This is a genomic window from Candidatus Neomarinimicrobiota bacterium, assembly GCA_022560655.1.
GTDB lineage: Bacteria > Fidelibacterota > Marinisomatia > SCGC-AAA003-L08 > TS1B11 > JADFSS01.
The window spans coordinates 16,470-28,653 of record JADFSS010000024.1 but is presented as its reverse complement, the minus strand read 5'-3'; the positions used below and the strand labels follow the sequence as shown (position 1 = coordinate 28,653).

At 61.2% G+C, this 12,184-nt stretch carries 11 protein-coding genes; 3 read left to right on the top strand and 8 right to left on the bottom strand.

All coding sequences use genetic code 11. The features are described 5' to 3' along the window. Positions 1-72: 72 nt before the first annotated feature. The 8 genes from IH971_05395 to IH971_05360 form a co-directional block, all read right to left on the bottom strand. Complete coding sequence (locus tag IH971_05395) at positions 73-642, bottom strand: hypothetical protein (protein ID MCH7497269.1); 570 nt, start codon at positions 640-642, stop codon at positions 73-75. Positions 643-644: 2 nt separating this feature from the next. Continuing rightward, a complete protein-coding gene (locus IH971_05390; protein MCH7497268.1) occupies positions 645-1,184 on the bottom strand; it encodes a TlpA family protein disulfide reductase in 540 nt (179 codons plus the stop codon). A 150-nt stretch (positions 1,185-1,334) separates the two neighbouring features. Continuing rightward, complete coding sequence (locus IH971_05385; GenBank protein MCH7497267.1) at positions 1,335-2,285, bottom strand: Ppx/GppA family phosphatase; 951 nt, start codon at positions 2,283-2,285, stop codon at positions 1,335-1,337. Further along, the gene (locus tag IH971_05380) at positions 2,285-3,304 is read right to left on the bottom strand and encodes a glycosyltransferase family 2 protein (GenBank protein MCH7497266.1); all 1,020 of its coding nucleotides are present in this window, start codon (positions 3,302-3,304) and stop codon (positions 2,285-2,287) included. The genes IH971_05385 and IH971_05380 overlap by 1 nt, the downstream gene beginning before the upstream one ends. Further along, positions 3,301-4,389 carry a hypothetical protein gene (locus IH971_05375; GenBank protein ID MCH7497265.1) on the bottom strand — a complete coding sequence of 363 codons (1,089 nt, stop codon included), beginning with the start codon at positions 4,387-4,389 and terminating at the stop codon, positions 3,301-3,303. The genes IH971_05380 and IH971_05375 overlap by 4 nt, the downstream gene beginning before the upstream one ends. Then, entirely contained in the window at positions 4,386-5,483 is a 1,098-nt protein-coding gene (locus tag IH971_05370; protein MCH7497264.1) for a glycosyltransferase family 4 protein, read from the bottom strand. Before IH971_05370 ends, IH971_05375 begins: the two co-directional genes overlap by 4 nt. Beyond that, positions 5,480-7,000 (bottom strand): oligosaccharide flippase family protein, encoded by a 1,521-nt coding sequence (locus tag IH971_05365; protein MCH7497263.1) that lies wholly within the window; start codon positions 6,998-7,000, stop codon positions 5,480-5,482. Before IH971_05365 ends, IH971_05370 begins: the two co-directional genes overlap by 4 nt. A 56-nt stretch (positions 7,001-7,056) precedes the next feature. Then, positions 7,057-8,037, bottom strand: a complete 981-nt coding sequence (locus IH971_05360; protein ID MCH7497262.1) for a GNAT family N-acetyltransferase — start codon at positions 8,035-8,037, stop codon at positions 7,057-7,059. Positions 8,038-8,369: 332 nt separating this feature from the next. Here IH971_05360 and IH971_05355 point away from each other — a divergent pair, with 332 nt between their 5' ends. The 3 genes from IH971_05355 (at position 8,370) to IH971_05345 (ending at position 12,175) form a co-directional block, all read left to right on the top strand. Continuing rightward, a complete protein-coding gene (locus IH971_05355; GenBank protein ID MCH7497261.1) occupies positions 8,370-10,040 on the top strand; it encodes an amidase in 1,671 nt (556 codons plus the stop codon). An 80-nt stretch (positions 10,041-10,120) separates the two neighbouring features. After that, positions 10,121-10,813: a response regulator transcription factor gene (locus tag IH971_05350; GenBank protein MCH7497260.1), complete on the top strand. Its 693-nt coding sequence runs from the start codon at positions 10,121-10,123 to the stop codon at positions 10,811-10,813. A 12-nt stretch (positions 10,814-10,825) separates the two neighbouring features. Beyond that, the gene (locus tag IH971_05345) at positions 10,826-12,175 is read left to right on the top strand and encodes a HAMP domain-containing protein (GenBank protein MCH7497259.1); all 1,350 of its coding nucleotides are present in this window, start codon (positions 10,826-10,828) and stop codon (positions 12,173-12,175) included. Positions 12,176-12,184: the final 9 nt, after the last annotated feature.

Here is a 12,184-nt window from a genome sequence, read left to right as displayed (position 1 = left end):
GCAGGAGTCGTCGATTTTGATGCTCTTGCCGGCGTAAGCACTGCTGTTGACCAACAGCAAGAAGTCCACTGCTCACCATACATCGAAGGGCTTTTCCCCTTCTACGGTCACCGTGTGAAAGTTATGGCGTAGCGGACCGCCCCACATCTCGGCTCCGTTTGCCAGCGCATAGCCCAGGTCTTCGTCTGGAGCCGCTATCAGAAACTCGCCGCGGGCCATGAAGGCCAGCCGCTGCTTGAGCGCACTAGCGCTCAGCCCCACCTGCTCGTGCAACTCCTTCAAGTCAGGAAGCCGCTCCTCGTCCCGATAAGTGTTCAGCAGGTATTTGGCGATGAGCTTCTCGTCATGGTTAAGCAGATAGTTGTTGGCACCCCAATACCTGACGTTGCGGGCCACCCTGGGGTTGTCGCGAAAGTGGTTTACAATCTCCAGTCGCAGGTCATCATCGGGCATGATGCCCAGGTTGCTCATGGCCAGCGGTATGCTGGTGGAGCGGAAACGCTTTTTCCAATCCTTGACCAGGTAGTCCACCACCATTGCGCCATTCGTAGAGAGATCTTTGCCGGCCACTTCCAGGGCGTAGCCAGTGGTAGCCAGAGCGACAATGGTCATGGCCATCACCTTGACCCATCTTTGTGCCACGATTACGGATTTCCTCCAGGTTGCATTTTTGCGCTAAACCCACTGGCCAGCGTCAGGATATCCGCCTTGATTTTTGACCGCAGATCGGCCGCGGCGCCCACATATTTCTTGTAGATGTTGCCATCGGGCGCCATCAGCAGGTAGGTGGGGAAGCCGATGACGCCAAACTGCGTCACGAGAGCCGGATCGCCCAGCACCACCTTGTAGTCAATATCATGTCTGGTCACCGATTCTCGCACATCCTCAACCGTACCCGAATAAACGGCGATTCCCAGCACCTCAAAATTGTCCTCCCGCAGCTCGTCAGCCAGAGACTCAAGGGTTGGGACCGCCACGATGCAGGGGGCGCACCACACGGCCCAAAAATCGAGCAGGACAATTTTTCCTGCCAGTTCTGCCCCGTCAAACGCGCTGCCATCCAGGTTGATGGCTTTGATGTCGCGAATGTTTACGGCGGCGGTTTCGGGGGTGGGGCTAACGATGGGAGGGGGCGCAGCAAGTAGCGCTCTTCCACCTGACAATGTGAAAAGCGTCAGCAGCATCAGCGCGGTTGCATGCCTGAACGGTGGAATCATCAATATGCTGTGTCTCTCTTGCTGTTTGGCCCGGGGGCCTTTGCTCGATCAACGATTCGATGGTAAAGATAGTTCCTTCGTAAGAAAACGGGCAATGCAGGTGCTATCGGTTCGCCGTTATTGTTGTTGTCCGCGGCCACTCACCATCTCCAGAACCAGGCCCCAGCGCACGCCGTGATCGCTTACCCTCAACCTACGTAGGCCGGTGCGCTCCATGATGGCCGCCAGAATGAGTCCCCCGGCGATGATGATGTCGGCTCGGCCGGGGTGGAGGCCCGGCAGGGCCTGACGCTCCTCGAAGGTCAGGGCTGCGGAGAGTTCCATTATCTGCCGCAACGTGCGCAGCTCTAGCGTAGCCCCGTGGATTCTGGCGTGATCGTAGGCGTCCAGCTGCTGGTGCATCGCCACAAAGGTCGTGGCGGTGCCGCCCACGCCAATCATGTCGTCCGCGGGATGCAGGGTCTGGCTACTGTCCAGCACGCTCCGGATATGCTCCTCTGCCGAGTCCAATTCGAGGGGTGTTGGAGGATCGCTGGGGAGCCAGTCCTCGGTGAGCCGGACGCTGCCCAGCGACAGGCTTTCCACCCGTGAGGCGCCGGCGGGCTGCTGCAGGATCACCTCTGTGCTGCCGCCCCCCACATCGACGATCACCCGGCTCCCGGCTTCCCAGGGAAAGGCGTGCTCCACGGCAGCTTTCACCAGCGCAGCCTCCTCCGCTCCACTGATGGCGGTCAGCCTGTAGCCGCTGGTGCGCAAGATGCGGGTGCCCAGCTCGGCGGCGTTGGTGGCCTCCCGATACGCGCTGGTGGCCACGCAACGCACCTCACGGCAGCCGTGGGCAGCGATAATCTTGCGGTAGTCCCGGAAGGCGGTCTCGGCCCGGGTCATGGCTTGCTCGGTCAGCCGACCGCTTGCGGCCACGCCTTCACCCAGCCGGACCACGCGGAGCTCCTGTGCCAGGGGCGTCAGTTCCGCCCCGTCCCACCGGGCTACCAGCAGCAGGCAGGTATTGGTGCCCAGGTCGATGGCGGCGAAGCAGCCCGGCTCCACAACCGCGCGCTGGTCCATCAGGCCGGACCCGGGCGCTGTCGGTCGTTGGCAGTGGCAGGTGTGTTCGATGCGTCCGGGAAGTTCTCTCGCACGTAGCGGCGGAGACCGCGCACCACGCTGCCCACGGTAAGGAAGCGGACCAGGGCATTGCCAAGGGTCGGGGGCGCCAGCGCGAGGCCAGCCCGCGCCAGGGCGCTGGTGGCCGTGTTAAAGAGCAGCCGGCCCAGGCGGCGGCGGCGGCGGAAATAGGCTCCCGGCAGGGGCCAGGCGAAATCGGCCGCCAGGGGGGTGGCAATTTCAGGGTGGCGGCTGATAATCTGTGGCAGGTTGTGGTAGCCGTATTCCCGCATCTTGCCTAGGAATGCACTCAACGAATCATTGGCCTGATGGCGGGCCAACGGTTTCTCGCTGTAAAAAATGCCGTTGGGAAACTTCCGAGCGACATTGTAGGCAAAAGTAGTCTCCTCACCGCCATAGTGGGTAAAGGGCTCATAGCGGCCTCCTGCCGCTTCGATGGCCGCCCGGCTGAAGGCCGTATTGCTGGATAGCAGGTACTGAAAGCCCACTGGTTGGTGCTTCCCAAACTGACGCGCACCCCTGCGACGATAATCATATAGGTAGCGATTCAGTTTCGAGCGGGGCACCCAGTGGGCCGGCTCTATGCGTCCCACCACCGCCTCCCGCCCCGGCTTGGCCAGCTCGGCCACATGAGCCGCCACAAAATCGGTCGCCACTTCCATGTCGCCATCGAGAAGGATTACCACCTCCCCGGCGGCCTGCTCCAAGCCGTGATTGCGGGCGGCGCCCAGGCCGCCGTTCTGCGGCAGGTGGTGGATGTGCATGAACTCAGGCGGGTCCTGGGCCTCCAGGAATTCCCGTGTGCCATCGAGTGAGCCATCGTTGACGATGTGGACCTCCAGTCGCTCGGGAGGATAGGCCAGGTTGCAAAGCGAGCGGAAGCAGGCGGGATAATGAACGCCGCCGTTGAAGATCGGGGCGATGATACTCACGCTGGGCGTAGGTGAAAGGTCTTTCACGCGTCCATAATTCCCAACTGGTGGTACTCCTCATAGAGTTGATCGCCCACGGCCTGCAGGTCATGGTGGGTCTCGGCCCAGAGGCGGGCCGCCCGCCCCCGCTCCCGAATCAGCTGGGTATTCTCCACCAGCCCGGTGAGCTTCTTAAGAATGTTGTCGGGGTCAATATTTACAAACGGGTGATCCGGCATAAACGCCTGGTAGTCCGGGTTCATGCGGGTGCAGCAGGCCAGTCCCAGGGCCATGGCTTCAATGGAATTCATGCCGTAGCCCGGGGCCACGTCCGCCAGTTGGTCGATGTATATATCGGCCTGGCGCTTCAGGGCCATGGCTTCATGGTGGGGGCGGTTTTCAATAAGGATGAAGCGGATGCCGTGGCTCATTTCCAGGCTGCGGCAGGCGGCGATGATGGCGTCAGACCCTTTCACGTACCGGCGTTGTGTGGCATGGCAAAGGGTGACGGGGCTATGCAGACCGGCATGCGGTTGGACCGCCTTGACGTCGTAGGGTAGAAAGAGGTAATGCATGTTCGGAAGCCGGGGAAGAAGGTCATATTCGCTGCTGAAATTCAGCCAAACTCGGCTGTCCACGGCGGGAATGACCCCCCGGTTGCGGAGGTCCTGTCCATGATAGGTCGCCAGGATGGGTTTATTCCGCCGGCTCAGGCGCTCCACGAAGTTGCCGTTGCGATAAAACTCCAGCCCCCATTCGAGGTGGTAAACATCGAAGTCCAGCAGTCCGTAACGCCGGATGGCGGGCTCCACCCGCCGGCGCCAGAGCCAATCTCGGAAAGCGAAGTAGGCCCGCTCGGCCAGCCCCCCTGGCCGCCACACCGGGGGATTGCCCGGCACGGTGGTCTCATCGCCCAGGGGGCCTCTGGTGTGAAGATAGATCCAGTTCCGGAAGCGGATGTACCGAGGCGAGGCTCTGATCAGCGGCAGGTTGAGACAGATATCATCAGGAAAGCCGGCGGCGGATGGGAAATAGGTGATGGTGCGGCACTCATGACCCCTGTCGCGGTGAATACGTTGCCACAAACCCAGGGTCCCCACGGTATTCTCGGGAGAGATGTAAAGGATTTTCATCCCAGGGCTTCCAGGGTGTTCAGCAGGGCAGATTCTACCTGTTGCCAATTATAGCGGGTTTCCACCAACTCGCGTCCGCGTCGGGCCAGATCTTCCCGCCGGGTATCGTCACGCAGCAGGCTTATCAGCATCTGCCGAAGGCCGTCAACATCGCCTGGTGGCACGAACACAGCAGCTTCCCCAGCATACTGGCGAATCATCTTTAGGTCGCTGGTCACGACGGCACAACCGCACAGCATATACTCAAATAGCTTGATGGGTATGGCAATGTGAAAAACAGGGTGATCAATGAAGGGAATGACTCCCACCTGGACCTCAGTGAGGCGCTGCAGAATGGCCGCCTGGGAAACTTCTCCCTCGATGGTAACGCTCTTTTCCAGGCCCATTTTCACCACATCGGTTCTGAGCTTTTCGTGCAGGCCCGGGAGCCGCTCGGGGCCGATCAGCTCTAATCTGGCATCAGGTCTTTCATCAAGCACACCGACAAATGCCTGAATCAGTTGCATCAAGCCGCGTTCGATGGAAAGCTGGCCCGCATATATTACCACCGGCTCCCTTGGTTTCGATGGGATCCTTATACCAAGGCGGGGGAAGTTAGGAACAAGTGTTGTCGGCCTACCCCAGCGCTCATAACGTGTCTTAAGCGGAGGGCTGACGGTAAGGACACGATCCACATTTTTGAGCAAGCTGCGCTCAAACCGGTACAACCCCCAATTGATGATCTGCTTGACAGGATAGCGCCGTGAGGATAGCAGATCCCACAACTCGAGGTGCGCTTCGTGAACGTCGTAGACCAGAGGGGTGCCCCATTTCTTCCTGATGCGCGACCCCGCCAGCAGTAACTCGAACTCGTGGATCATCATGATGTCGGGCCGCCACACGGCAGCCAATTCTTCCACCGCGCGACCAAAGCTCCCGAGGCGGCCAGGGACGAAATCCACATGGCTGAAGCCGGCCTTCCCCGGATCGAACGGCTGTTGGGCGCGCGTGACGAGGGTGACCTCGTGACCGGCTGCGAGCAGGGTTACGATTTCTTTGTAGTAGATGCGATCATCGTCAGGCCGGTGGCCGGCGGTAGCAACCAGAATCTTCATGGCCGCCTGAACAGCCGAAGGAGGTTCCGGCGCTCGTCAGGGTTTGCCGCCCCACTGATCCCCAGTCCGACAGGGATAAGGAAGGTGAGGGCCAGGTTACGCCACAGATTGGACGGGAAGATATATAAACCGGCTATGCCGAGCGCTAGCAGGCTGAAGATCCTGACCAGTCGGCCCCATTCGTATGCGACCGGGTAAAAGCGCCTGGTGATCAGAAATGTAATCAGGGCCATGACCGCGAATGTAATGCAAGTGGCTAGGGCTGCCCCCATGGCACCCCATATGGGAATGAGCAGTAGATTGCAGATGATGTTGGTAAGCGCCCCGCTGCCTCGGAATAGCATCACCCACCTGGTCCGTGCCGTCAGGTGGATTCCAGGTAGCTGCAGGACGTAGAGTCCGAACAGCAAATACCCTAGCATGACCACCGGTACGATCCCGGTTGCCGACCAGTACTCCGATCCAACGAGTGTAATGGAACCAAGTGGCAGTCGAACCAGATCGTCGATCCAGGCACCGATGGCAAGGAGCAGGGTTCCCATGGCCACCACCATGTAGGTGGTAATTCGAGCAAAAACCGGCTGGGCTCCTGCTTCTATCCCGCGTTTCAGGAAAAAAGGCTGCCAGCCCATATTGAAGCCCATCACCAGGATAAGCATCAGCAGTCCCAGCTTGTAGCCCGTTGAGTACAGCCCCACTGTCTCAATGTCGGTCAGCCAGCGCAGCAGGTAACGGTCTGCCAGCTCAATGGTCATGGTGAATAACCCCGCCACCATCAGCGGGAGGCCGAACGCCAGCAGGCTCCGCAAGATGGCGGGCGAGAAACGCAGCGGCCACATCCGTCGCAGCGCACCGGGGAATGTGAACATAAACAGTACGCCGGAAGCCGCCAGGTTGGACAGCAGGGCTCCTTCCACCCCCATACCATAATGCGCCACCAGCAGGATGTTCAGTCCCATCGTGATAGAGACATTCAACAGGCTGAGGCTAACGTATGGCGCGGGCCGTCCGTGGGCCCGGTACAGGTGCATGGGGATGGTCCAGAGCGTGTCCAGAAACATGATGGCCGCAAGGATGGCGATCCAGTCCGCGTTGTAACTGCCCAATATGGCCGCCGCCAGCTGCCGCCGAAACCCAAAGAGGAGCACGGTCAGGGCCAGGCCTATCATCAGCAAGGTCAGGTAAACAGAGGTCAGGACTTCCCGCTGCCGATCGGGCGATTCGCCTACGTAGTAGCGCATCAGCGCCGAGTCCAGCCCCATATTGTAGACAATCATGCCGAATCCGGTGAAGGCAAACGTCAGGGACAGGATGCCCAAGTCCCCTGGTGCCAGTACATTGGTATACAGTGGCAGCAGCAGGAACGAGACCGCCCGTGTGGCCAGGTGACCAATGACGTAGGCTGCAGACTGTCGTCCCAGGTGGAAGATATCGGCCCGCATGGAGCTGCCTGTCATGGGCTTCCCGCTGGTGGGCGGCAGTGGCATTTCATCGGCGGATGGACTAACCTCGGACATCAGAACCTGCTGGCCGGTTTGGCGGACATTGTGCCCAGCCCGGCAGCCAGCGGATGCTAGGCACCGGCATTCAGATCAATGGTCAGGGTATCGCGAAACATCCCGCTGGCGCCAAAGCTCTCCTTGAAACGAGCCAGACCGAGGTTAGGATCCATATTGACAGTGAAGATGCCGAAATCGAGGTAGCGAAAGCCCCTCTGCGCGGCCCACTTGATCAGCTCGTAGACCAGCAGATTCACGGCCCGATACTCCTGGTAGGTCTCGTCGTGGCTGATGTAGAATGCAAGCGTGACATCGGGATTGGCATCGAAGATGGTGATGCCGGCGATCATGCGGTTGCCCAGGTAGGCCGCCAGCAGGTGAATCTCGTCGGGAAACAATCCCATCAGACGGACGAGTTCCTCCAATGAATGGGCCGGTTTCACGTTATGGCGGCGTTCAAGATTGTGTAACAAGATATTGTAAAATGTGGCCGCATCGTCGCTGAAGCGCACCACCACACCCGACTCCCGGGCCTTCTTAACCGCCCGCCGGGACGCATCGGTGAACTTGGCCAGGTTGTCCTCCGGGGACGGCTCCAGGTAAAGGATGCTGGAGATCTCCCGCCGGGTGTAGACGAAGTTGTGTTGCAGCAGCGCGAAGTCCACGTAGTTGGACAGACGGCGGTTATAGATCGTGGGCGGCAGGGTCAGGGTGATGCCGTCAAACCCATTGCTCCGGGCGTAGCCTACCAGACTTGCGGCGAGTTCGAAGCTGTTCTGAAAGGACAGGCCGATGGGGGTCACCAGCCCGCCGTACGAAGCACCGGGATGTGATACCAGCTGCCGCGTGCCGTCGGTCTCCTGCACGGCTGCGGGGAAAACAGCCAGCAGGCCTTTGGACCCGGTGAAGAGCAGTGAATGATCCTCGAAACGGCCCTCGGGATGATAGCCCAGGAATTGCCGCAGGTGAAATAAGGTGCCGTTATTCGATTTCCGGACGTAGCGATCCCAGTCATTCTGGAACGGCTCCTCGAAGCGGGATGTGGCAATGGGCATAATTTACCGGCTTGAATGCGAGTTCCAAAAACCGGTGCGTGGGAATTTATCGGCGGCGGGGAGGAAGTGGAAGGGAAGAGTAGGATACAGGGTTGGGTAAGTGGAACTGCGGCAGGCCTGGGATGGCGCCTCATCAAAACAGCCTGCCTTGCGGATCGCCAGTGGTCGGCTGCGGGAGTGATACTGGCGGCGGCATGTTACTCGTTTGCACGAACCGGGTTCTCGGGACAGAACTGGGCACAAATCCGCTGTGCAATTTTGCCTCTCGCCATTAAGTTTTGAAGTCGCGCTATTACCATCAGTCTGTTCGTCGCATCGAAAGGAGAAATACAATGTCCCGAGGCCGTATCACCACGCTGACTCTCCTGGCGGCACTGATCTTTGCCGCGACAGCACTTGCGCAGGTCAAATCCAGGGGCGGGACCCATATCAGGCGCAAGCACGTGGCTGCGGCCGAGCGTATCACGGGCCTCAGTTTCAGCAAGACGGAACGCGACTCGCTGCTCAAGGACCTCGGCGAGTTGCAGTCCAGTTACGAGAGTTTGCGCGGACTAAGCCTGGGCAATGGCGTCCCTCCGGCCCTGTTCTTTAACCCGGTGCCACTGGGCGCAACATTCGAAACCGACCAGCGCCCACTGGTCACTTCGCCGTCGGTTCAGGTTGCGGTGCCAGAGAATCTGGAAGCATTGGCCTACTATTCCGTGGCGCAGTTGGGGGAGCTCATCCGCACCCGGCGCATCACATCCACGCAACTCACCACCATGTACCTGACCCGCCTAAAGCGTGATGGTCCGCGCCTGGAGGCCGTGATCACCCTCACAGAGGAGCTGGCCCTGAAGCAGGCCCGACGGGCCGACGAGGAAATCGCCGCCGGCAATTATCGCGGCCCACTGCACGGGATTCCGTACGGCGCCAAGGATCTGCTGGCTGTGAAGGGCTACCCCACCACTTGGGGGGCCATGCCATATAAAAACCAGGTGCTGGAGGAGACTGCAACCGTTGTCACGCGGCTGGAGGAAGCCGGCGCCGTGCTGGTGGCAAAGCTGACGCTGGGGGCACTGGCCTGGGGCGACGTCTGGTTCGGCGGCAAGACCCGCAATCCCTGGAACCTGGAGCAGGGCTCCAGAGGCTCGTCGGCGGGACCGGCGGCGGCCACGGCAGCAGGGCTGGTCCCGTTTGCCATTGGCTCGGAGACTTGGGGCTCCATTGTATCGCCGGCCACCCGCTGCGGCGTCACCGGCCTCAGACCCACCTTTGGCCGGGTGAGTCGGGCCGGCGCCATGACCCTCAGCTGGTCCATGGACAAACTGGGTCCCCTCTGCCGCACGGTGGAGGACTGCGCCCTGGTGTTTGACGCCATCCGCGGACCTGACGGCCGCGATCAGACGGTGGTGGACCTGCCCTTTAACTACGACTACCGAGTGGACCTGAGCCAGGTGCGCATCGGCTATGTGGCCGCCGCCTTCGAGGAGGACTACCCCTTCAAGGTCATGGACCAGGCGGTCCTGGAGGTGCTGCGAGAGCTCGGCGCCCACCTGGTGCCCGTGGAGCTGCCCGATTATCCCATCAGCGATCTCGCCTTTATTCTCAGCGCCGAGGCCGCGGCAGCTTTTGATGAGCTCACCCGTTCCGGTCGGGACGACCAGCTGGTGCGGCAGATCAGGAACGCCTGGCCCAACGTCTTTCGTGCCGCGCGCTTTATTCCGGCGGTTGAGTATATCCAGGCCAACCGCGTCCGCCAGCAGGTCATTCAAGCCATGCACGCGGCGCTGGCGGAGGTGGAGGTGTACGTGTCGCCCTCCATTGCCGGTGACAATCTGTTGCTCACCAATCTCAGCGGACACCCCTGCGTTGTGCTGCCTAACGGATTTGACGCTGACGGCGCCCCCACCAGCATCACCTTCATGGGGCAACTTTACGATGAGGCCACCCTGTTGGCCGTCGCTCGGGCCTATCAGGAGGCCACCGACTGGCACCGCCAGCACCCGCCGGAGTTTCCCTAATTGCCGCTGCCGGAATTCTGCACAGCTGCCATCGGATGGGCCCGTTTGCCAAGTGCCCCTAGCAGGTTGAAGGCAGCCATTTGATACCGAAACCGCACATCCTGGTAGTGGACGATGAGGCCGACGTGCGCGAGGTGATCCAATTGAACCTGGCGCGGGAGGGCTACGACGTAGTCTCTGTTGCCGATGGCATGGCGGCGCTGGAGCAGCTGAGGGCCCAGCCTTTCGATGCCGCCATCGTCGACGTGATGATGCCGGGTATGGATGGTCTGGCCCTCTGCCGCGCCATTCGTCAGGATGCCGGTTTGAGGCGGCTGCCGTTGTTGCTGCTCACCGCCCGGGACAGCGAGCTAGACCAGATCGTCGGCCTGGAGGTGGGTGCGGACGACTTCATCTCCAAATCGGCCAGCCCGCGCCTCATCGCCACCCGGCTCAAGGCCGCTCTGCGCCGCTTCGACCAGCAGGCTGAGGGCAACCAACCGCTGGCGTTTGGTGACCTCACCATTGATCGGGACCGGCGGGAGGTGCGGGGACTGGAAGGGTCGCTCACCCTCACGGCACTGGAGTATGCCCTGCTGCTGGCGCTGGCAGAAAATCCCAGCCGGGTATTTACCCGTAGCAATCTGCTCACGCTGGTCTGGGGCGATGACGTCGTGGTTACCGAGCGCACCGTTGATGTCCATATCAAGAACCTGCGGCAGAAGATCGGCGCTAACGGTGAACTCATTGAGACGGTCCACGGTGTCGGCTACCGGGTAAAAAGGGTGGACTGACCGGCATCCGCCATGAGTATCCGGCTGCGCGTGTTGTTGACCTTTTTCGGCCTGGTCTTTGTGGGCGTGATGGCCATTAGCAGTTACTCCATCCTGTTCGTCCGGGACTATCTGCTCATCAGTTCCCGCGACGATCTGGATCGGCAGGCCCGCTTCCTGGCCACCCTGCTGGTGAACCAGCCCGACGAATCCCAGTTTCCCACCATCATGGCAGACCATGCCCGCTATACCGGGCACAAAGTTGAGCTGCTGGGCAGCGACTTGCAGGTGCGCGCCGCTGAGGGCGCCATCACGGATACGACCGCTCCCACCTTCTCCGGCATCGCTCCCCTGCCGGGCGCCAACACCCAAGAGCGCCAATACATACGCATCACCGCCAGCGAGGCCGCCATCAAGGCCACCCTTACCCGGGTGCGGTATATTATCTACGGCGGTATTTTAGGGACGCTGCTGCTTACAGTCGCCATCAGTTGGGTGGTGGCCGACCGTCTTACCTTCCCCATTCGCCGGCTGGCTGGCGCAGCCCGTGACGTGGCCCGGGGGGAGACTTTCAGCCTGCCCAGATCACGGCGCAGGGATGAGATCGGCGACTTGACTCGCGATGTGGCCGCCATGGCCGACAAACTCCAGGAGGACATCAGCGACCTTCAGCGGTTGAACCAGGCCCAGGAGGATTTTATCGCCGCTCTGAGCCACGAGGTGCGCAACCCGGTCTTCTCGGCCCGGGGCTACCTGGAAATGGCCCTGGAGGAGCAGGCCGCGCACGACGACGGCTCGGAGCATTCCAAACAGATGCTGGAGTACCTGCAGAAGGGCCACCGCAACCTGCTGCGCATCCACAACCTCTTTGCCGACATGCTGCTGCTGGTGCGGCTGGAGTTCGACCAGGAGCCGGTGGCGCTGGCCCCCCTGTCGTTGGGGCCGGTGATCAGCGAGCTGGAGGAGACCTTCCTGCCCCAGGCCCGGGAACGGGGCATCGCCCTCACCATCCGCTCAGAGACTGACGCCGTGCAAGGCAACGCTGAGGTGCTCAGGATCGCCCTCTCCAACCTGCTGGCCAACGCCATTCAGCACACTGAGGAGGGGGAGGTGCGGCTGGAGATTGCCCAGCAGGACGGCGGCGGGGTGCGTCTGGAAGTGACCGACAGCGGCGAGGGCATCCCCGCCCATGAGCTGGAGAGCATCTTCGAGAAGTTCCACCGGGTGGACAAGGCCCGCAGCCGCGAGGCGGGGGGCACCGGTCTGGGTCTGGCCCTGGTAACCCAATGCATGCGTACCCTAAACACCGAGATCAAGGTGGACTCCACCGTGGGCCAGGGCAGCCGTTTCTGGTTCGACCTGCCGGCAGCGCAGGGCGAGTAGCAATGGGTC